20 protein-coding genes are annotated in these 21318 nt (G+C 62.9%); 15 read left to right on the top strand and 5 right to left on the bottom strand.

What is annotated here, in order from left to right; translation table 11 throughout:
- Positions 1-74 precede the first annotated feature (74 nt).
- A complete protein-coding gene (locus EEB13_RS04880) occupies positions 75-1160 on the bottom strand; it encodes a glycosyltransferase family 4 protein (protein WP_141484726.1) in 1086 nt (361 codons plus the stop codon).
- A gap of 3 nt (positions 1161-1163) precedes the next feature.
- Positions 1164-1883: an ANTAR domain-containing response regulator gene (locus EEB13_RS04875; RefSeq protein ID WP_141484725.1), complete on the bottom strand. Its 720-nt coding sequence runs from the start codon at positions 1881-1883 to the stop codon at positions 1164-1166.
- 377 nt (positions 1884-2260) lie between these two features.
- Between EEB13_RS04875 and EEB13_RS04870 the strand changes: the two genes are divergently transcribed.
- The 5 genes from EEB13_RS04870 to EEB13_RS04850 all read left to right on the top strand — a co-directional run bounded on the left by EEB13_RS04870 (position 2261) and on the right by EEB13_RS04850 (position 7576).
- The gene (locus EEB13_RS04870) at positions 2261-3226 is read left to right on the top strand and encodes an NADPH:quinone oxidoreductase family protein (protein ID WP_095886696.1); all 966 of its coding nucleotides are present in this window, start codon (positions 2261-2263) and stop codon (positions 3224-3226) included.
- Between the two features lie 88 nt (positions 3227-3314).
- A complete protein-coding gene (locus tag EEB13_RS04865; RefSeq protein WP_033236435.1) occupies positions 3315-3785 on the top strand; it encodes a MarR family winged helix-turn-helix transcriptional regulator in 471 nt (156 codons plus the stop codon).
- A complete protein-coding gene (locus EEB13_RS04860) occupies positions 3782-5308 on the top strand; it encodes a DHA2 family efflux MFS transporter permease subunit (RefSeq protein WP_033236434.1) in 1527 nt (508 codons plus the stop codon). The genes EEB13_RS04865 and EEB13_RS04860 overlap by 4 nt, the downstream gene beginning before the upstream one ends.
- 147 nt (positions 5309-5455) lie before the next feature.
- A complete protein-coding gene (locus tag EEB13_RS04855; RefSeq protein ID WP_033236433.1) occupies positions 5456-6550 on the top strand; it encodes an LLM class flavin-dependent oxidoreductase in 1095 nt (364 codons plus the stop codon).
- A gap of 39 nt (positions 6551-6589) precedes the next feature.
- Entirely contained in the window at positions 6590-7576 is a 987-nt protein-coding gene (locus EEB13_RS04850) for a pirin family protein (RefSeq protein WP_141484724.1), read from the top strand.
- A gap of 40 nt (positions 7577-7616) precedes the next feature.
- Here the strand turns inward: EEB13_RS04850 and EEB13_RS04845 are convergent, their stop codons facing one another.
- From EEB13_RS04845 to EEB13_RS04835, 3 genes are read right to left on the bottom strand one after another with little or no spacing between them, the layout of a single operon-like run.
- A complete protein-coding gene (locus EEB13_RS04845; RefSeq protein WP_141484723.1) occupies positions 7617-8144 on the bottom strand; it encodes a gamma carbonic anhydrase family protein in 528 nt (175 codons plus the stop codon).
- A 45-nt stretch (positions 8145-8189) separates the two neighbouring features.
- Positions 8190-9050 carry an EamA family transporter gene (locus EEB13_RS04840; RefSeq protein ID WP_141484722.1) on the bottom strand — a complete coding sequence of 287 codons (861 nt, stop codon included), beginning with the start codon at positions 9048-9050 and terminating at the stop codon, positions 8190-8192.
- Positions 9047-9847 (bottom strand): crotonase/enoyl-CoA hydratase family protein, encoded by an 801-nt coding sequence (locus EEB13_RS04835; RefSeq protein ID WP_141484721.1) that lies wholly within the window; start codon positions 9845-9847, stop codon positions 9047-9049. Before EEB13_RS04835 ends, EEB13_RS04840 begins: the two co-directional genes overlap by 4 nt.
- Before the next feature lie 109 nt (positions 9848-9956).
- Between EEB13_RS04835 and EEB13_RS04830 the strand changes: the two genes are divergently transcribed.
- The 10 genes from EEB13_RS04830 to EEB13_RS04785 are packed head-to-tail and all read left to right on the top strand — an operon-like array spanning position 9957 to position 20956.
- The gene (locus tag EEB13_RS04830) at positions 9957-10778 is read left to right on the top strand and encodes a TIGR03084 family metal-binding protein (RefSeq protein ID WP_141484720.1); all 822 of its coding nucleotides are present in this window, start codon (positions 9957-9959) and stop codon (positions 10776-10778) included.
- Complete coding sequence (locus EEB13_RS04825; protein WP_141484719.1) at positions 10775-12496, top strand: acyclic terpene utilization AtuA family protein; 1722 nt, start codon at positions 10775-10777, stop codon at positions 12494-12496. The genes EEB13_RS04830 and EEB13_RS04825 overlap by 4 nt, the downstream gene beginning before the upstream one ends.
- Positions 12493-13641 carry an acyl-CoA dehydrogenase family protein gene (locus EEB13_RS04820; protein WP_141484718.1) on the top strand — a complete coding sequence of 383 codons (1149 nt, stop codon included), beginning with the start codon at positions 12493-12495 and terminating at the stop codon, positions 13639-13641. The genes EEB13_RS04825 and EEB13_RS04820 overlap by 4 nt, the downstream gene beginning before the upstream one ends.
- Positions 13638-15236 carry an acyl-CoA carboxylase subunit beta gene (locus EEB13_RS04815; RefSeq protein ID WP_019744291.1) on the top strand — a complete coding sequence of 533 codons (1599 nt, stop codon included), beginning with the start codon at positions 13638-13640 and terminating at the stop codon, positions 15234-15236. Before EEB13_RS04820 ends, EEB13_RS04815 begins: the two co-directional genes overlap by 4 nt.
- A gap of 8 nt (positions 15237-15244) precedes the next feature.
- Positions 15245-17230 (top strand): acetyl/propionyl/methylcrotonyl-CoA carboxylase subunit alpha, encoded by a 1986-nt coding sequence (locus EEB13_RS04810; protein WP_141484717.1) that lies wholly within the window; start codon positions 15245-15247, stop codon positions 17228-17230.
- Positions 17230-18390 carry an acyl-CoA dehydrogenase family protein gene (locus tag EEB13_RS04805; RefSeq protein WP_141484716.1) on the top strand — a complete coding sequence of 387 codons (1161 nt, stop codon included), beginning with the start codon at positions 17230-17232 and terminating at the stop codon, positions 18388-18390. The genes EEB13_RS04810 and EEB13_RS04805 overlap by 1 nt, the downstream gene beginning before the upstream one ends.
- Before the next feature lie 25 nt (positions 18391-18415).
- Positions 18416-19213, top strand: coding sequence for an enoyl-CoA hydratase family protein (locus tag EEB13_RS04800; RefSeq protein ID WP_045070925.1), 798 nt, complete (start codon positions 18416-18418; stop codon positions 19211-19213).
- Positions 19214-19229: 16 nt separating this feature from the next.
- Entirely contained in the window at positions 19230-19841 is a 612-nt protein-coding gene (locus tag EEB13_RS04795) for a TetR/AcrR family transcriptional regulator (protein ID WP_033236422.1), read from the top strand.
- A gap of 36 nt (positions 19842-19877) precedes the next feature.
- Positions 19878-20435: a DUF3558 domain-containing protein gene (locus EEB13_RS04790; RefSeq protein ID WP_141484715.1), complete on the top strand. Its 558-nt coding sequence runs from the start codon at positions 19878-19880 to the stop codon at positions 20433-20435.
- The gene (locus EEB13_RS04785) at positions 20432-20956 is read left to right on the top strand and encodes a DUF3558 domain-containing protein (protein ID WP_141484714.1); all 525 of its coding nucleotides are present in this window, start codon (positions 20432-20434) and stop codon (positions 20954-20956) included. The genes EEB13_RS04790 and EEB13_RS04785 overlap by 4 nt, the downstream gene beginning before the upstream one ends.
- Positions 20957-21318 lie beyond the last annotated feature (362 nt).

The raw sequence follows: 21318 nt of genomic DNA, 5'->3' as shown, positions 1-21318 counted from the left end.
AATATCGGTGCGGAAGTACCAGGGAACAAGGGCATGCCGACTAATTCGAACTTACTCCTCGGCGACTCTCCACGCTACGGCTCCCCTCGGAGTACATGTCGGTACACCTGGGCTGTTGCGGTCGCCACGCCGGCCCAGTCAGGCAATACCACGTCGTCGCCGGTGCCGGCACTCAACTGAAGTGCGATCGCACGGGCTATGGATGTGGCGCCTGCAGTCGGTGGGATCAGGACTGCTCCGGTACCGAGGAATCTCCGAACAATCTCACGATGAGCTGGTATGTCGCTCAGGACGATTCGTGATCCTGCCGCAGCCGACTCGAGTGGGGCGATGCCAAAGGCTTCATGCTCGGACAAGGAGATGGACACGTTCGCCGTCCGGAGCCAGCGATGCATGCCGGGAGTGTCCAGCCGTCCCGTGAACCGCACCCGGTCGCCGAGTCCGAGGCGGGCGGAACTGGCGGCCAGTGCATTTCGAGCAGAACCGTCGCCGACGACAACAAGCTGGACGGTGTCGGGTAATTCGACCATGGCCTCGATGATCCGATCCACCCGCTTGTATGGTTCCAATCGCCCGTGAAACAACAGCGTGGCGGTTTCGTCGGGATACGGCGTCGCGGCGCGTACTGCAGCTGCGTCGACGCCGTTGGGAATGACAGTTGTGTAGGTATCGAGGCCCGGGAAATACGAATGCACCAACTCGAGTTCTGCATCGGAGACACAGACAACGGCCGAGCTCGAGGTGAAGAGCGCTCGGGAGAATTTCCGGTAGAGCGAATGCAGCATGCGGGTGGATCGAGTGTGTCCGGTGCCGTGAAAATGTGGGGTGAAGACGACCGGCCGACGGAACCCGGTCAATGCGGCCAACGCGGAGGATGCGTGATAGCTGTGGACGTGGACGATGTCAAAAGTATTGTCGAGGTGCATGGTTCGCACCAAAAGTCGGGGTGAGACCGACATGGCGGTGGTTGTCCAGGCGGGGTAGCGGTGAACAATCGAATCGCGTTTTGGCGGGGTCGCCGGCGTTTCCGCTCGACGGCTACCGGTGAAAACTTCGACATCGATCCCGGTCGAGCTCAGATGTGTGGCCAACTGCGCGACGTGGTCTTCGACTCCGCCGATGGACGGCGGGAATGCCGGTGTCACCAAAGCGACGCGCATCGATCACACCTTCAGTCCCAGTTCGACAATCGCCCGCGCGACGGACAGCACGGTCGCGTTGTGGCTGCGTGCGCGTCGGCGGATGAGTTGGTATGCCGAGTCGATGGTGGTGTTGTGGTCCTTGGAGATGATCCCCTTTGCCTGTTCGACAACGATTCGGGTTTCGAGTGCATGTTGCAGCTGCATGGATTCCTGTTCGCGCTCGTGTAGTTCGAGCGACATGAGTATGAACCCCATCGCGACGGTGGTCAGTGCCTGGGCTGCGCTCACATCGTCGTCGTCCCAGATGATCATCTCGTGTGAGAAGACGGTCAGGGTCCCGATAGAGGTTCGGGCGGGGGACGCGGACCCACTCGAGATTCTCGATTCCCGGTAAAACGGAAGCGCCGCCACGGCTTTGACGCCCAGGTGGCTCGCTTGGGCAGCAAAGGCAGGCCAGGCGTATGCGGCGCTCGGCACATCGGTGATCTGCACGCTGTCGAGTCGGGGTAACCTCCCGGGCCCTATCCGAAACTCTCGTTCGCATCGATCGAATTCGGGTGAGCTGACCGACGTGATGTCCGGTTGATCGGGAAGGGTGACGGTGATGCTTGCCGCTGCGGTATCGAATATGTCGGCGATGTAGCACACGAGTTCGTGAAGTGTTTGCGTTGCCGAGTTACCTTCGCGCGGCGGCGACGCGAAATGGGTCAGGGCACAGAGGTATAGGGCGTCATCATGCATGGGTATCCCACCGTAGGTCGTTACCGGTGCCGTGAATTGTCCCCGCAGAAGTGGAGTCTGCGCAGACGTGGCAGATGTTCCGTATCTTGTTCCAGTGCACAAGGTTCGGACATATTTGAATTCAGATGCTCTGAAATCCAGTTCCGAGGACGGAACCTGAGGTCAGAAACAAACTGAAATCCCGATATGACCCAAGCGTACAGACCCAGGGAATGAATGGGAACCCATGTGGCCCGTGGTCGACGGCGAATTTCCTTGCGACCCTTGCGAAGCGAGTTTCCATACCTTGCGTCCGGTTCTATCGGCCGGGATGGTCGGACGGCAGGCTAAGGTCGGGAACAGATGATGTCCGATTGCTTTCTCGATGAGGAGTTGCTGTGCGTGCGATGGTTGTTACCGAGTTGTCCGGCCCGCAAGGACTCGACCTCGAGGAGATCCCCGAGCCTGATGCGTCCGGCAAAGTTCTCATCGACGTCAAGGCCAGTGGAGTCTGTTTTCCGGACTTGTTGATCACCTACGGCAAGTATCAAATCCGGCCGGAGCCCCCGTTTGTCCCCGGTGCGGAAATCTCGGGTGTCGTGATCACGGCGCCGGAGGAATCGGGATTCACTGCGGGCGACCGGGTCCTTGCGGCGACCTATCTCGGGGGATATGCGGAACGAATAGCAGTCGACCATTCGCAGGTGTTGCGAATCCCGGACGCTTTGGATTTCGACGAAGCCGCGTCTTTGATCATCAATTACCAGACGATGGAGTTTGCGCTGGCTCGTCGCGCCAAGATCGTGGCCGGCGAAACCGTAGTTGTTCTCGGCGCGGCCGGCGGTGTGGGCACCGCGACCATTCAGTTGGCCAAGGCGCACGGTGCTCGGGTAATCGCCGTTGTTCGACGCGCCGGCGTCGAGGAGTTCCTCCGCGAGTTGGGAGCTGACGAGGTGGTGGCACTGGCGCCGGGGTGGGGTGAGCGGGTTCGCGAGCTGACCGGCGGCAAGGGGGCGCAGATAGTGGTGGATCCCGTCGGCGGTGACGCCTTCGACGAGGCGGTCCGCGTTCTGGCCCCTGAAGGCCGCCTTGTCGTGATCGGATTTGCCGGCGGCGGGATTCCCGAGGTGAAGTTGAACCGGGTGCTGTTCCGCAACATCAGCATTGTCGGGGCGGCGTGGGGTGAGTTCACACGTTCTGATCGCGACGCAGTTGCTGAGGTGCATGCATCGCTGGTGCGCCATGTCGAAAACGGGTTGCGTCCCATCGTCAAGGCTCGATACCTTCTGGAGGATGCGGCCTTGGCGCTCACCGATTTGGAAACGGGCAAAGTTCTCGGAAAGGCCATTTTGGTGCAGGAATGAGTTTCCGAGGGTGATGTTGCTCACCGGAAATCGGGTTGCGCGTTAGTTACGGTTGGGCAATAGTTGCATCCGCACTACTATTCGCCAGGTGATCGCCTCGGATTCTGATGACCTGTTCGGAGCACTCGACGAGTTGTTCACTCGCCTGATGAGCGCCGGTGATTCGGAGTCGATCGATGCACTGATCGAGTTGGATCTCTCGTTCAGTCAGGTTCGTGTGCTGTTTGCTCTCGGCCAGTGCGATGCGCCCGTCCCGATCAACGAGGTTGCCGACGAGCTTCGGCTCTCGGTGGCGGCGACGGGTCGCAATATCGACCACCTCGTGCAGATGGGGTTGGTCGTGCGGCGTGAGGACGAACGTGACCGGCGCGTCAAACGGGTTTCCCTGTCGGAGGCCGGCGTTAAGGTCACGTCCAATCACATCGAATGCAAGCGTGGACAGCTTCGTGATTTTGCGTCGCGCGTGCCCGCGCCGGAACGGCTTCGACTTGTCGAGGCGCTAGAGCCCATTCTCGCGGGTGACTACCTGCGAGCATCTACCCAGGAGACTTCGCGATGACATCGCCGAACGCGCCGGCACCGGCGTCCGACAAGTTAGACGGTGCGGTACTCAAAATCGCATCCGTGGTGGTGCTCGGTGCCATCATGTCGATTCTCGACGTGACCGTGGTGAGCGTCGCGCTGACTACATTTGCCGAGGAATTCGATACGTCCTACGCCACAGTGGCATGGACGATGACGGCGTACACGCTTGCTCTCGCAACAGTTATCCCGGTGACGGGTTGGGCGGCGGACCGATTCGGTACCAAACGGCTGTACATGACCGCGCTCGTGCTGTTCGTGCTGGGTTCGGTTGCCTGTGCGATGGCGTGGGACATCACGTCGTTGATCGGTTTCCGAGTTCTGCAGGGTCTTGGCGGCGGCATGTTGATGCCGCTCGGTATGACGATCATGACCAAGGCTGCTGGTCCGGAACGGATCGGTCGTGTCATGGCTGTGCTCGGTATTCCGATGCTGCTCGGCCCCATCGGTGGACCGATCCTCGGTGGTTGGCTGATCGAGGTCGCAAGCTGGCACTGGATCTTCCTGATCAACTTGCCGATCGGTGCCATTGCGTTGGCGGCAGCGTTCAAGATTCTGCCTTCGGACAAGCCCCAGCCTTCGGAGTCGTTCGACTTCCTCGGCATGGTGCTGCTGTCGCCGGGCCTGGCGCTGTTCCTCTTCGGTGTGTCGTCGATCCCTGAGGTAGGGACCGTCGCGTCGGCCAGGGTCTTGGTCTCCGCCGGTATCGGCTTGGTTCTGATCATCGCGTTTGTGTTCCATGCGCTGCGTAAGGATCATCCGCTGATCGACCTGCGCTTGTTCAAGAACCGGCAGTTGTCGGTCGCCGTGATCACGACGTCACTGTTCATCGTGGCGTTCATGGGCGCGGGTCTGTTGTTCCCGAGTTTCTTCATCCAGGTGGGTGGCCACACGACCCTCGAGGCCGGCCTCCTCATGGCTCCGCAGGGGCTTGGCGCAATGCTGACCATGCCGATCGCCGGCCGACTCGTGGACAAGATGGGCGCAGGCAAGATCGTGTTGACGGGTCTGCCGTTGATCCTGATCGGCATGGGTGTCTTTACGCAGGTCGCTTCCGATTCCCCGACCTGGATGCTGATGGCTGCCCTGTTCGTGATGGGTATGGGTATGGGCTGCACGATGATGCCGCTGATGACGGCCGCGATCGTGACGCTGTCCAACGAGCAGATCGCTCGCGGTTCGACACTCATGAATATCGTTCAGCAGACCGCCGGCTCTATCGGTACCGCTGTGATGTCCGTGGTTCTCACCAACCAGTTGCTCAATCGCGATCTGACAAGCAATGAAGTCGGCATGGCGCACCTTCCGCCGCCGGTGGGACCGGATCCGTCGACGGTCGATTCGATTCTGAGTTCTGCCGCCGACGCATTCGGCAACACGTTCCTTGTTGCTACCGTCTTGATTGCTTTGACCTTCATCCCGGCATTCTTCCTGCCGCGTAGCAAGACGACGCGAGTTGTAGCCGAGGGTGATTCAGCGGCGCCGATCATGATGCACTGACACGTATTCTTTTGCGCTGAGGGCGGTAAGCACATGGTGTGCCTACCGCCCTCAGTGCTGTTCAGGGTGCGGGAATAGCCCCAGATGGTTGAATGTTAAATTATCTACATGCAGTCGTAGGGATCAACGCCCTGAACAGGAGTAGCCATGCAGTTCGGAATCTTCACAGTCGGTGACGTCACCACAGACCCCACGACAGGGGTCACGCCCACCGAGCACGAGCGCATCAAGGCGATGACCACTATCGCCAAGCATGCCGAAGACGTGGGACTCGACGTCTTCGCAACAGGCGAGCACCACAACAAGCCGTTTGTGCCGTCGTCACCCACCACGATGCTCGGCTACATCGCTGCACAGACCGAGAAGATCACGCTGTCCACGTCAACGACGCTGATCACCACCAACGATCCGGTGAAGATCGCCGAAGACTACGCGATGCTCCAGCATCTCGCGGAGGGTCGCGTCGACCTCATGATGGGGCGTGGCAACACGGCGCCCGTGTACCCGTGGTTCGGCAAGGACATTCGCGCGGGTATTCCGTTGGCCCTCGAGAACTATCAGCTCTTGCGCCGGCTTTGGGACGAGGAAGTGGTGAACTGGCAAGGGGAGTACCGCACTCCGCTGCAAGGTTTCACGTCCACACCACGTCCGCTCGACGGCATCGCACCCTTTGTGTGGCACGGCTCGATCCGCAGTCCTGAGATCGCGGAAATCGCGGCGTATCACGGTGACGGGTTCTTCGCGAACAACATCTTCTGGCCCAAGGAGCACTACATCGAGCTCATCAACCTCTACCGTCAGCGCTACGAGCATTACGGACACGGCACCGCCGATCAGGCGATCGTCGGGCTGGGCGGTCAGGTCTTCATGCGTAAGAACAGTCAGGACGCCGTCAAGGAATTCCGCCCGTACTTCGACAATGCGCCGGTGTACGGTCACGGACCGTCGCTCGAAGAGTTCACCGAGCAGACGCCGCTGACAGTCGGTTCGCCGGAGCAGGTCATCGAGAAGACCCTCGCGTTCGCGGATTTCTTCGGCGACTACCAGCGCCAGCTGTTCCTCATGGATCACGCGGGTCTTCCGCTGAAGACGGTGCTCGAGCAGCTCGATCTTCTCGGCGAGGAAGTTGTACCGGTTCTGCGTCGTGAATTCGCGGCCCGTCGTCCGGCGCATGTCCCGGACAACCCGCCCACCCACGCGTCGATGAAGGCCGCGCGTGACACAAGTGCGGTCTCGGCATAGTTCTGGGCACCCTGACGCAACCCGAGGCAGGATGAAGAGATGAGCAACCTCGACATGCATCCCGTAGAGCAGGAATGTGAAGGCAAACCTGACAACAGCGAGATTCAGATCCTCACCCCGCGGGATGTTCCGCTCGGTGGCCCACGGGCAATGCGGGTGCGGCGCACATTGCCGCAGCGCGATCGTTCGCTGATCGGGGCGTGGTGCTTCGCCGATCACTACGGGCCGGACGACGTCGGCTCGGGGCCCGGCATGCATGTGCCGCCGCATCCACACACCGGTTTGCAGACGGTCAGTTGGTTGTTCACGGGTGAGATCGAGCATCGCGACAGCATCGGCTCTCACGCGATGGTGCGCCCGGGCGAACTTAACTTGATGACGGCCGGTAGCGGGATCGCGCATTCGGAGGTCTCGACGCCGAAAACGAAGGTTCTGCACGGCATGCAGCTGTGGGTGGCTCTCCCGGACGCGGCTCGCGATACCGCCCCCGCGTTTGTTCACTATCGACCGGAACCGGTGACCATTGGGGGCGCCAGGCTCAGCGTGTTCCTCGGCTCGTTGGCCGGCGAGAAATCGCCGGTATCCACCTTCACCGAATTGCTCGGTGCCGAGATAGTTCTCGATCCGGGCGCTGACATTGCGCTCGACGTCGATCGTTCGCACGAACACGGAGTGATCGTCGATCAAGGATCGGTAGTGCTGCGTGGCACCACCGTCGGCTGGGCCGAGTTGGGTTATCAAGCACCGGGTTTCGGGAAGCTGACATTACGCAACCCGGGTTCCGAACCAGCTCGGGTCCTGCTGCTCGGCGGCAAGCCGTTGGGCGAGCAGGTCATCATGTGGTGGAACTTCATGGGCCGCACGCACGAAGAGATCGTCGAGTATCGACGCAAGTGGCAGGCCGAACTGGCCTCTGGATTCGACGGCAGCGTCCCTGCTCAACGTTTCGGCGTCGTGCCGGGATACGACGGTCCGGCGCTCCCGGCACCCGAGTTGCCGAACAGTACGTTGCGGCCCCGAGGTTAGTCGCGGCTCTTGCTGCTACCGGCCGCAAGCGTCGTGTCGATCAGGCCTGCTCGATGTCCTGGTGAGCCTTCGCGAGCATCAGGTATCCGGCGCCGTTGGCGCTGATCCCGGCCTTTTCGCCTTCGGAGAGTTCGCGTTTGACCTTTGCCGGTATACCGGCGACCAGTGATCCGGGCGCGATCTGCATCCCCTGCGAGACGACGGCGCCGGCGGCGATCAGCGATCCCGAACCGATGTGCGCGCCGTTGAGCACCACTGCGCCCATGCCGACCAGCACGTCGTCTTCGACGGTGCACCCGTGCAGTACCGCGTTGTGGCCGACCGAGATCCGCTCGCCCAGAACTGCGGGGAACGTCGGGTCTGCATGCACCGTGCAGTTGTCCTGGATGTTGGTGTCCGCGCCGATGGAGATCGATTCGGCGTCGCCGCGAATGACCACGCCGTACCAGATGCTGGCGCCGGCAGCGATGGTCACTGCGCCGACAACGGTGGCATTGGGTGCGATGAACGCACTCTCGTCGATCTGCGGGGTGCGTCCGAGAACGGTGGCGATGATCGGGTTGGTCATGGTTCTCCTGTGCGTTGGAATGAACGTGCTCTGACGGTACCGGGACTATTTCGGGGTGGGCTTTCGATTCATGACAACGGTGCCGATGCCCGCCACGACCACAAGCCCGATGGCAACAAGGGTCATGGAGTCGAGTGCCTGTCCGATGATGACCACGCCGGCCAACGCTGCTGCTGCCGGTTCGAGCGCAATGAGGACGGCAAAGACCTTCTTGGCCAAGGATCGCAGCGCCCACATTTCCAGGCTGTACGGGATGACGGACGAGAGGATGGCTACGGCCGCGCCGGCGGCAAGCATCTTCGGATCGAGCAGTTCTGAACCTCCGGAGACCACACCGAACGGCAGGGTGAGGACGGCCGCCACAATCGTGGCACCGGCCAGACCGTCGGCACTCGGAAGTGTTGCGGCGAGGTGTGAACCGGCGATGATGTATCCCGCCCAGGCTGCGGCCGCAACGAGTGCGTAGATCACGCCGACGACGTCGAGTCCGGATTCCCCGTGATCACCTAATCCGAGGAGAAGTACTCCGCCGAAGGCAAGCAGCACCCAGGCAAAGTCGGCCCAGCGCTTCGACAGCACCGCGGCAAGTGTGAGTGGCCCGAGAAATTCGATGGTGACGGCCGTTCCGATGGGCACCGTGTCGAGGGCCATGTAGAAGGCCCCGTTCATGACGGCCAGAGAAACGCCGAGCGCAAATATGCCCTTGCGCTGCCGGTTCGACCACCTGCTCCATCGTGGGCGGACGATGACTCCGAGGATGATCGCGGCGATCGTCAGCCGAAGCGTCGTGGCACCGGCCGGCCCGATCTGCGAGAACAGGGTCGTCGCGAATGCCGCTCCGAACTGGAGCGAAAGTATCGAGGTGAGGACTGCGCCGACCGGCAGTAGCTGACTGCCGGCCTTCATTCTCCGGTGAACTCAGGACTTCGACGCTCGAGCATCGCGGCGACGGCTTCGTGGTGATCGCGAGTGTGATGGGCGATCGACTGCATGGCGGCCGAGAGTTCGAGCAAACTCTCGAGGCTCTGGTGCTGGCCCTCGCGGAGCAGTTTCTTGGTCATGCGGAGCACCTGCGGGGGATTGGCGGCTACTCGCGCTGCCAAAGCGTGCGCTGCGGGAAGCAATTCTTCGGGCTCGGTGACCTGCGAGACCAGACCCCAGTCGAGTGCCTTGGTCGCGTCGATCGGTTCGCCGGTGAACGCCATCTCGGCGGCGCGGGCGTTGCCGATCGCGCGGGGGAGCAGCCACGCTCCGCCGTCGCCCGGGATGAGTCCCACCTTGACGAAGCTCTCGGCGAAGACCGCCGCCGTCGACCCGATGCGGAGGTCACACATGAGGGAGAGATCGCAGCCCGCTCCGATGGCAGGGCCGTTGACGGCTGCGATGGTCGGCACCTCACACGTGTACAGCGCGAGCGGGATGCGTTGGATGCCGTGCCGGTAGCCCTGGCGGATCTCGCCGGGAGCACCACCGAACATGCCCTCCTTGTCCCGCATGTGCTTGACGTTGCCGCCGGAGGAGAAGGCCGACCCTGCTCCGGTGAGGATGACCGCGCGCACGCTCTGATCTCGGTTGACCGCGGTGACCGCGTCTTCGAGGGCTTCGATCACGTCTATCTCGGAGATGGCGTTGCGGGTGTCCGGGCGATTGAGGGTCCACGTGACCACATCGCCGGTTCGCGAGATCAGTACGGCGTCGCTCATGGGTGCTCCTGATAGTCGATGGCAGTTGAGCTCAGTCTCTCATCGCGAGATTTCCAAATAACAATCATTCGTGCTTGATTTTTATGGACCCGGGTGTGATGCTGGTCGCATGGCCGAACTTCAGACGTTCATCGATGACTTGCGGGCCGAAGGCGAGAGCCTCGACGCCCTGGTTGCGGATCTGCCCGAGGAGAAGTGGGCGACAATGACGCCCGCGGAAGGGTGGACCATCGCGCATCAGATCGGGCACCTGCACTGGACGGACAGTGCTGCGATCCTGGCTGTCACCGACCCGGACGGGTTCGCGGAGCAGTTGAAGGCGGCGTTCGTGAATCCGGCGGGATTTGTCGACGACGGTGCTGCCGAGCAGGCAGCCCGCCCGCCCGCAGAGTTGCTCGCCGATTGGCGGGCGGGGCGCATTGCTCTCGTCGAGGCGCTCACCGCTGCCCCGGCCGGCACCACGTTCCCCTGGTACGGCCCGCCCATGGGCGGTGTCTCCATGGCAACCGCGCGATTGATGGAGACGTGGGCGCACGGGCAGGACGTCGCCGACACACTCGGCGTCGAACGCGCTCCGACGGCGCGCATCAAGAACATCGCTCATCTGGGTGTGCGGACGCGGAACTTTGCGTACTCGGTCAACGAGAAGACGCCGCCCGCCGACGATTTCCGGGTGGAGTTGACGGCGCCGGACGGTTCGCTCTGGACCTGGGGGCCGGAAGATGCGCCGCAGAAGGTGACCGGGCCGGCGTTGGACTTCTGCCTGCTGGTCACCCAGCGCGCCAATCGCGCCGATCTCGATCTGGTTGCCGTTGGCGCCGACGCAGACGAGTGGTTGGGGTTTGCGCAGGCATTTGCCGGACCCGGCGGCGAGGGGCGAGCCGCCATCGGAGCGAGCGGTGAGGGACGAGAAGCGAAGGTGGACAGATGAGTTCGGTACGGATCGGTAATTGCTCCGGGTTCTACGGCGACCGCGTCTCGGCGATGCGCGAGATGCTCGAGGGCGGCGAACTCGACTACCTGACCGGCGACTATCTGGCCGAACTGACGATGCTGATCCTCGGCCGGGACCGGATGAAGGACCCGTCGCTCGGCTACGCGAAGACGTTCCTGCGACAGGTCGAGGACACCCTCGGCCTCGCGCTCGACAAGGGCGTGAAGATCGTTGCGAATGCCGGCGGCCTCAACCCGGCCGGACTGGCGGACGCGCTGCGCGAGGTCAACACCAAGCTGGGGTTGAACGCGAAGATCGCCCACGTCGAGGGTGACGATTTGATCTCTCGGGCAGACGAACTCGGACTCGGATCCCCGCTGACGGCCAATGCGTACCTCGGCGCCTGGGGCATAGTCGAAGCCTTGTCGGCGGACGTCGATGTCGTGGTCACCGGTCGTGTCACCGATGCGTCGGTGATCGTCGGTCCAGCCGCTCATCACTTCGGTTGGAAGCGAGATGATTTCGATCAGCTGGCCGGTGCTGTCGCGGCTGGCCACGTCATCGAGTGCGGAACCCAGGCCACCGGCGGCAACTACGCGTTCTTCACCGAGATTCCCAATCTGGGCCGTCCTGGCTTCCCGATCGCCGAGATCAACGCGGACGGATCCTCGGTCATCACCAAGCATTCCGGAACGGACGGCGAGGTGAGCGTCGGCACGGTGACGGCGCAGCTGTTGTACGAGATCACGGGCGGACGCTACGCAGGCCCGGATGTGACCACCCGTATCGACAACGCGGTGCTCACCCAGGAAGGCCCGGATCGGGTGCTGATCAGCGGAGTCACGGGCGAGGCTCCGCCGCCGCAGTACAAGGTCTCACTCAACACGCTGGCCGGGTTCCGCAACGAGGCCACGTTCATCCTCACGGGTCTCGACATCGAGGCCAAGGCCGATCTGGCGAAGACTCAACTCGAATCCTGGCTGACGAAGAAGCCCGCCGAACTGGTCTGGACTCTCGCTCGCACAGATCACCCGGATTCCGACACCGAGGAAACAGCGAGTGCGTTGCTGCGCTGCGTGGTTCGCGATTCCGACCCCAAGGTGATCGGTCGCCCCTTCTCCGCGGTTGCGGTGGAAATGGCACTCGCCAGTTACCCAGGCTTCTCGCTGACCGCGCCGCCGAGCAACGGACAACCGTACGGAGTGTTCACCCCCGGCTACGTCGGCGCGGGATCGGTGCCTCATGTGGCCGTACTGCCAGACGGCACTCGCGTGGACATCGCTCCGTCGACGCTGACGCAGGACCTCGAACCGGTCGACGAACCTGAGCGTCCGGAGCCGTTGCCGCCACAGTCTTCGCTTTCGGTGCCACTCGGCACGATCGCCGGTGCCCGTAGTGGCGACAAGGGTGGAAATGCCAACGTCGGCGTCTGGGTTCGCACGGACGATCAGTGGAAGTGGTTGGCGCACACTCTGACCGTCGAAATGCTCAAGGAACTACTACCGGAAGCAGCAGACCTGAACGTCACTCGCTACCAGCTTCCGCACCTTCGTGCCGTCAACTTCGTGATCGAGGGAATCCTCGGTCAGGGTGTTGCCTCGCAGGCGCGGTTCGATCCGCAGGCCAAGGGAATTGGTGAGTGGCTGCGCTCGCGCCATATCGACATCCCGATTTCGCTACTCCCCACAACTGACGAGAAAGAGGATTCACGGTGACCGTGTGGACCACACCGGAAAGGCTTGCGCTTCGCGAGACCGTACGCGGATTCGTGAACCAGGAGATTCTGCCGCACCTGACGCAGTGGGAGCGTGACGGCGAGATTCCGCGCGAATTACACCGCAAGGCAGGCGCTCTCGGGCTCCTCGGGGCCAGTGCTCCCGAATCGGCTGGCGGTGAGGGTGGCGATGCCGTCGACTCCATCGTGATCTGTGAGGAGATGCATCAGGCTGGTGCGTCGGGCGGTCTGTTCGCTTCGCTGTTCACCTGCGGCATCGCGGTGCCGCACCTGATTGCGGCCGGCGACGAGGCGCAGATCGAGAAGTGGGTCAAGCCGACTCTGCGCGGCGACAAGATCGGCTCGCTCGCCATCACCGAGCCCGGCGGTGGCAGCGACGTCGGGCATCTGACGACAACGGCCAAGCGCGACGGCGATCATTACGTCGTGAACGGCGCCAAGACGTTCATCACCTCCGGCGTTCGAGCGGACTTCGTCGTCACAGCGGTGCGCACCGGTGGTCCCGGTGCGGGTGGTGTCTCACTGCTCGTGATCGAGAAGGGCACAACGGGTTTCACCGTCTCGCGCAAACTCGAGAAGATGGGCTGGCGCGCATCCGATACAGCGGAACTGTCCTTTGTCGACGCCCGGGTTCCGGTGGAGAATCTGGTCGGCGCAGAGAACAGCGGCTTCGCGCAGATCGCCCAGGCATTTGTTTCCGAACGTGTCGCTCTCGCCGCGCAGGCGTATGCCAGTGCAGAACGTTGCCTGGAGCTGACCCTCGAATGGTGCCGCGCCCGTGAGACTTTCGGTCGACCCCTGATCAGTCGGCAGGCCGTGCAGAACACCGTCACCGAGATGGCCCGCAAGATCGACGTCGCCAAGGTGTACACGCATTCGGTGATCGAACGGCACATGGCCGGTGACGGCGATCTGATCGCCGAGGTGTGCTTCGCCAAGAACACGGCAGTCGAGACGGGCGAATGGGTTGCGAACCAAGCCGTTCAGCTGTTCGGCGGCCTCGGATACATGCAGGAAAGTGAAGTGGAGAGGCAGTACCGGGACATGCGAATTCTGGGAATCGGTGGCGGAACCACCGAAATCCTCACCGGCCTCGCGGCCAAGCGATTGGGGTATCAGTCATGAGTGTCATCCGGTCAACGCTGGACACCAATTCCGAGGTGTATCAGACCGCAACATCGACCATGAACACCAAGCTCGCCGAGATCGAGGTCGAGCACGCCAAGGCGCTTGCCGGTGGCGGCGAGAAGTACACCGAGCGGCACCACAAGCGGGGAAAGCTTCTGGCGCGCGAGCGGATCGAACTCCTGCTCGATCAGGATTCGCCGTTCCTCGAGCTGTGTCCCCTCGCTGCGTGGGGGAGTGACTTCCCGGTCGGCGCCAGCACCGTGGTCGGTATCGGCGTTGTCGAAGGTGTCGAATGCCTGATCGTCGCCAACGATCCCACCGTGCGCGGCGGCACCAGCAATCCGTGGACGCTGCGTAAGGGATTCCGCGCCAACGACATCGCCATGCAAAATCGCCTCCCGGTGATCTCGCTGGTCGAGTCCGGCGGTGCAGACCTGCCGACGCAGAAGGAGGTGTTCATCCCGGGCGGGCGTATGTTCCGTGACCTCACACAGCTTTCCGCAGCCGGTATCCCCACCATTGCACTGGTCTTCGGTAACTCGACTGCCGGCGGCGCGTACATCCCGGGCATGTCCGACCACGTCGTGATGATCAAGGAACGCTCCAAGGTGTTCCTCGCAGGTCCGCCGCTGGTCAAGATGGCCACCGGTGAGGAATCAGATGACGAGGCACTCGGCGGCGCCGAAATGCACGCTCGCAAGTCCGGGTTGGCTGACTACTTCGCAGCCGACGAGCAGGACGCGATCCGCATCGGTCGCTCGATCGTCAAGCGACTCAACTGGACCAAGAAGGGGCCGGCGCCTCGCGCGGAGATCATCGAACCGCTCGAGGATCCGGAAGAGTTGCTCGGCATCGTTCCGGCCGACCTGAAGATTCCGTTCGATCCGCGTGAGGTCATCGCCCGTATCGTCGACGGTTCCGACTTCGACGAGTTCAAGCCGCTCTACGGTTCCTCCCTCGTGACGGGCTGGGCCGAGCTCAACGGCTACCCGATCGGCATCCTGGCCAACGCACGTGGAGTGCTCTTCAGCGAAGAGTCCCAGAAGGCCACGCAGTTCATCCAGCTCGCCAACCGCTCCAACACGCCGTTGCTGTTCCTGCACAACACCACCGGCTACATGGTGGGTAAGGAATACGAGGAGGGCGGCATGATCAAGCACGGATCGATGATGATCAATGCGGTAGCCAATTCCAAGGTTCCGCACATCTCGATCTTGCTCGGAGCGTCGTACGGCGCCGGTCACTACGGCATGTGCGGACGGGCATTCGATCCGAGATTCCTCTTTGCCTGGCCCAGTTCCAAGTCCGCCGTCATGGGCGGTGCGCAGCTCGCCGGCGTCATCTCCATCGTGGGACGCGCTGCTGCCGAGGCCCGCGGCCAGGTTTTCGACGAGCAGGCTGATGCCGGCATGCGAGCGATGATCGAGAACCAGATCGAGGCCGAGTCACTTCCGATGTTCTTGTCCGGGCGTCTGTACGACGACGGCGTCATCGATCCCCGAGACACCCGCACCGTGGTGGGAATGTGCCTGTCGGCCATTGCCACCGCCCCGATCGAAGGCACCGAGAACTTCGGCGTCTTCCGTATGTGAGGCACGCCGTGACAATCACTTCTGTACTGGTCGCCAATCGTGGCGAAATCGCCCGCCGTGTCTTTGCAACCTGCCGCAAGAACGGAATCGGGACGGTTGCGGTTTTTTCCGACGCGGATGCCGACAGCCCGCACGTCGCCGAAGCCGATGCTTCGGTTCGCCTGCCGGGTAACACGCCTGCCGAGACCTACCTGCGGGGTGAGCTCATCATCGCCGCCGCCAAGGCTTCGGGCGCCGACGCGATTCACCCCGGCTACGGATTCCTCTCCGAGAACGCGGAGTTCGCGCGCAGCGTCATCGACGCGGGGCTGACGTGGATCGGTCCGCCCGTCGAATCCATCGAGCTCATGGGCTCGAAAGTCGAGTCCAAGAAGATCATGGACGCGGCCGGAGTTCCGGTGCTGTCCGAACTCGATCCCGCTGCGGTGACCGAAGCTCATCTGCCGGTGCTCATCAAGGCGTCGGCGGGCGGCGGCGGACGCGGAATGCGTGTCGTTCGTGAATTGTCGGCGCTGGAAGGCGAACTGGAAGCGGCGCGGCGTGAGGCGCAGTCCGCCTTCGGTGACCCGACTGTCTTCTGCGAGCGCTACCTCGAGACCGGTCGGCACATCGAGGTTCAGGTCATGGCCGACCGCCACGGTGGGGTGTGGGCGGTGGGGGAGCGCGAGTGCTCGATCCAGCGTCGGCATCAGAAGGTGGTCGAAGAGGCACCGTCGCCGCTCGTGCAACGCATCCCCGCCATGCGCGACAAGCTTTTCGACGCCTCGCGGCTCGCAGCCAACGCCATCGGCTACGAGGGAGCGGGAACCGTTGAATTCCTGGCTGACGAAAAGGGTGACTTCTTTTTTCTGGAGATGAACACGCGTTTGCAGGTGGAGCATCCCGTCACCGAGTGCACCACCGGACTCGATCTGGTGGAACTGCAATTGCAGGTCGCTTCAGGTGAAGTGCTTCCGGACGAGCAGCCGGAGATTCGCGGACATTCCATCGAGGTGCGCCTGTACGCCGAGGACCCCGCCAAGAACTGGCAACCGCAGAGCGGAACCGTTCACCACATCGAGTTGCCCGGTGACCCACAAGAATTCAGTGTTCTGCGTGAGCAGGGCGTTCGCCTCGACTCCGGCGTCGTCGACGGCAGTGTTGTCGGCGTCCACTACGACCCGATGTTGGCCAAGATCATCTCGTACGCGCCGACGCGGACCGCAGCTGCCCGGCTGCTCGCGTCGACGCTGGCGCGCACCAGGATTCACGGCCTGCGCACCAACCGCGATCTGCTCGTCAATGTCCTGGCTCATCCCGCCTTCATTGCCGGGGACACCGATACGGCATTCTTCGAGACCCATGACCTCGAGAAGTTGTCAACGCCTCTGGCCGACACCGACGCCGAAAGGCTTTCGGCGCTAGCGGCGGCACTTGCCGATGCCGCGCACAACCGGGCGTCGGCGCGCGTCATCGGCCGCTTGCCCAGCGGGTGGCGCAACCTGCCGTCGCAGCCGCAGAGCAAGAGCTACTCCACTGCGTCGGGCGACTACGACGTCCGCTACTCCCTGAGTCGAAGCGGCGTGCTGAGCGCAGAAGGCTTCGACGACGTGAGCCTGGTATCGGCAACTGCTGCACGGGTAGTGCTCGAGCAGAGCGGAGTACAGCGCTCGTTCGACGTGGCGGCATACGGGAGTGAGATTTTTGTCGACTCCTCGCTGGGGCCGGTCGCGTTGTCGGCAGCACCGCGCTTCGTGGATCCGTCGGCGGAAGTCGCGGCCGGTTCGTTGCTCGCTCCGATGCCGGGATCGGTTATCCGCCTCGGTGCCGCACTCGGTGACACCGTCACTGCCGGCCAGCCGATTCTGTGGCTAGAGGCCATGAAGATGGAACACACCGTCACCGCGCCGACTGCCGGTGTCCTGGTAGAACTTCCGGTCGCCGTCGGCCAGCAGGTCGAAGTCGGATCGGTACTCGCACGTGTGGAAGAACCCGCTACAGAAGAGGACGCATGATGAGTTTCATCGAAACCGAAGAGCAGAAGGAACTGCGGGCATCCGTTTCCAAACTGGGTGAGCGCTTCAACTACGTCGACTACGTGCTGCCCAAGGCACGCAAGGGTGAGCCGCTCACCGAATTGTGGAACGAGGCGGGCAAACTCGGATTCCTGGGCGTCAACCTGCCCGAGGAATACGGCGGCGGCGGTGTCGGCATCTACGAACTCGCGCTGGTGCAGGAGGAATTGGCGGCACAGGGTGCCGGTCTGCTCCTGGTTGTCGTCTCGCCGGCCATCTGCGGCACCATCATCGGCAAGTACGGCACTGCGGAGCAGAAGCAGCAGTGGCTGCCCAGCCTCGCCGACGGCTCCAAGATCATGGCGTTCGGAATCACCGAGGCCGACGCGGGTTCGAACTCACACCAGATCACGACGACGGCTCGTCGCGACGGCGAAGACTGGATCCTGAGCGGCAACAAGATCTACATCTCGGGCGTCGATCAAGCTGACGCAGTGCTCATCGTCGCGCGCACCGAGGACTCCAAAACCGGCAAGCTCAAGCCCGCTCTGTTCATCGTCCCCACGGATTCTCCCGGATTCGTGAAGACGCAGATGGAGATGGACATCATCGAGCCGGACCACCAGTTCATCTTGTTCCTCGACGATGTACGCCTGCCGGCCGACGCTCTGGTCGGCGAAGCTGATGCCGCCCTGATGCAGTTGTTCGCCGGTCTCAACCCCGAGCGCATCCTGGGTGCGTCGATGGCCATCGGAATGGGCCGTTACGCCCTGAACGCCGCGGTGAAGTTCGCCAACGAGCGCACGGTGTGGAAGACGCCGATCGGTGCCCACCAAGGTATTTCGCATCCCCTCGCGCAGGTGAAGATCGAACTCGAGCTCGCCAAGCTGATGATGCAGAAGGCCGCGGTCCTCTACGACAGTGGTGACGATTTCGGTGCTGCCGAAGCCGCGAACATGGCGAAGTACGCGGCTGCCGAGGCCAGCATCAAGGCACTCGATCAGGCGATCCAGACGCACGGCGGGGCGGGTCTGACGAAGGAATACGGACTGGCCGCCATGCTCGGCGCGGCTCGTATCGCCCGTGTCGCGCCGGTGAGCCGCGAGATGATCCTCAACTTCGTCTCGCAGCACTCTCTCGGTCTGCCTCGGTCTTACTAGACGGTCTCACTGGAAAGGGCGAAGCATGACGGACGAGGACAAGCCATACGTACGGTACGAAGTATCCGGTGGTGCGGCCACGATCACTCTCGACTCACCACACAACCGCAACGCGATTTCGACGCGGTTGGTCACGGAGTTGCAGGCTGGACTGACGTCGGCGGCCGCTGATCCGGCAGTTCGAGCAGTGGTGCTCACCCACACCGGTGGAACATTCTGTGCGGGAGCCGATCTCAGTGAAGCATCCGGGTCGTCCGTATCTCCGGAGGAGGCAGTCAAAGAGCGTGGGCGGGGGATGCTGACGCTCTTGCGCAGCATTCTCGAGCTGCCCAAGCCCGTGATCGGGCGCATCGACGGTCACGTCCGGGCCGGGGGGATGGGTCTTGTCGGGGCGTGCGACATCGTCGTCGCCGGACCGGCGAGCACCTTCGCGGTGACGGAATCACGATTGGGGTTGGCCGCGTCCATCATCTCGCTCACTGTTCTGCCGAGGCTCGATCAGCGATCTGCGAGCCGGTACCTGCTCACCGGAGAGAAGTTCGGACCGAACGAGGCCCACGCTATCGGGCTGGTGACGGAAGCGTCGCAGGGAACCGCCGAGTCGATCACTGAACTCTTGGTCACATTGCGTCAGTGCTCGCCACAGGGGCTGGCCGAATCGAAATGGCTCACGACCAGGCAGGTCCTGGCCGGATTCGACCGAGACGGCGAGGAGATGATCGCGCAGTCGGCGCGGCTGTTTTCCTCTGACGAGGCTCGTGAGGGCATGATGTCTTTCTTGCAGAAGCGTCCAGCAGCCTGGGCACAACAGAACGCACAGTAGAAGGGATGGCGGCGCGATGACTCGAGAACCCAAGCAGGACCGAAGTCGAGTCACGCGCTCCCACCTGCTCGAAGTTACGGTGGAGTGTCTCGCCGAACTCGGATGGGGTGCAACGACGATGAGCGTCGTCGCGCAGCGGGCCGGGGTATCCCGTGGTGCCATGCAGCACCACTTCCCGACGCGTGAGGACCTGATCACCGCGGCACTCGAGGTGATGTTCGACGCCCGAATGGATCAGGCACGCAAAGAGTCCACCGACCTTCCCGCAGGTGCCGGTCGAACCGAGGCGATCATCTCCCGATTGGTCGAGTACTACACCGGCACTCTTTTCAAGGCAGCACTTCAGGTGTGGACAGCGGCAGCTTCCGACCCGGACTTGCGAGCGCGAGTGTTGCCACTCGAGGAACGGTTCGGGCGCATCGCGCACCGCATGGCCGTCGAGAGTCTTGGCGCCGACGACGCAGATCCGACGACGCACCGTCTGGTGCAGGCGACCCTCGACCTTGCCCGAGGGCTGGGGTTGGCAGATGTCTTGACCGACGACTCGCGTCGACGGTCCGAGGTGGTCAGAACATGGGCGGCGCAACTCGACTCGACTCTCGTGCGTGTGTCAGCGCCGGTGTCGTGATCGCGCAGCTCTGATCCCGGAAGTACAGTCACCTGCATGCCGCGCTGCAGAGCCCTGTCCTTCAGTACCCCGTTGGTGGTCGCTGCTGCGGTGCTGGTGTCGGTTACCGGCTGTGGGGCCGACGACGGCACAGCGGAACAGTCCACAGGTTCAGCGCCCACCGCCCAGGCAGCAACCGATCCCGGTCCGATGTTCGCAGAATGCGGATCGGTGACGGATGAGGAGGTGGTCGCGGCTTTCGGGCTCGCGTTCACCGATGTCACCAGAAACGGTGTCGGCTGTGAATGGACGGTTGTCGGTTCGTTGGGACCAAGCGTCGCGTTCTCCTGGTACCGCGGCAGCCCGATCGGCCGCGAGCGCGCCGGTTCCGACCTTCTCGGTCGACCTGCCGCCGACATCACGATCGAGGGCCACTCCGGTTTCATCGCGTCGCGAGAAGGCGTTCTGTGCGAGTTGGGTATTTCCTTCGGGGGCGATTTTGTCCATTGGTCGGTGAACTACGGCTCCGCGAACTCCGGGCTTGTCGCCCCGCCTGCCGATCCGTGTGTTGTCGGGAAGAGCCTGATGGAACTCACTGTCTCGAGGGCACAGTGAGTCGCGCACGGGCGGCGGCGCTTGGCGCGTCGTTGATCCTGCTGACGGGGTGCGGTTCGACAGTGACGGGAACGCCGCTGGCCGAGGGCGGCTTTCAGGGCAGTGGCAGCGAGAAGTTCGCCAACATCCTGCAGGAATGTGAAGCGGTGTCCGACCCGCAGATCGCGGCGGCAATCGGCGCCGACGGCGTCGACCGTGGTTTCTACGGGGCAATCTGTCGGTGGGACGGGGTTGGCGGCGCAGGTCCGGTCCATGTCACGTTCAACTGGTTCGAGACCGGCACCACCGATCACGAGGTCGCCGCATTCGAGCATCTCGGATATGTGGTCGAGAAGATCACCGTCAAGGGCAGTGACGCCTACCTCGTGCGGCAACCGGCGGATCCACAAAGCTGTGGCGTCACCGCCGGCGCTCCGGCCGGGGGAGTGTTCGGTTGGTGGGTGCGCCAGCCGGTCGGCGGCATGGATGCGTGCGCGGGAGTCACTAAACTTGGAGAACTGACGCTCAACGTCAGTATTTGAACCTGCTGTCGAACCTGGTCGTTGCTGTGAGTTCCGTATCACTTCAGGCTCATTTTGACCACATAGCACGCTGGCAGGTATCGTTATGGGTCGTGTCCGGCATGCCCGGGCCGATCTGTGTGCCTAGCTAGGTATTGCCGTGCGCACGTTCGAGCAGTTACTGCTTCAGAACGAGCATCCGGCTGCCTGTGTGGGGGTATGCGACACGCCCGACCTCGGGTGCAGAGCGAGGCGCATTTGCGCAGCGCAGCAGTATCAGAGGTGGGTGAGGAGCAGCAGCTATCTTGCTCCAACTGCTAGATCCCTAATTTCAGAACAGCCAAGGTTGCTTCGAGCAGTCTGTTCCGACGTAGAAAGCCGGT

The organism is Rhodococcus sp. WS3 (assembly GCF_003797085.1).
GTDB lineage: Bacteria > Actinomycetota > Actinomycetes > Mycobacteriales > Mycobacteriaceae > Rhodococcus_F > Rhodococcus_F globerula.
Note: the sequence above shows the minus strand (reverse complement) of the source record. Positions and strands in the feature narration are given on the sequence as shown.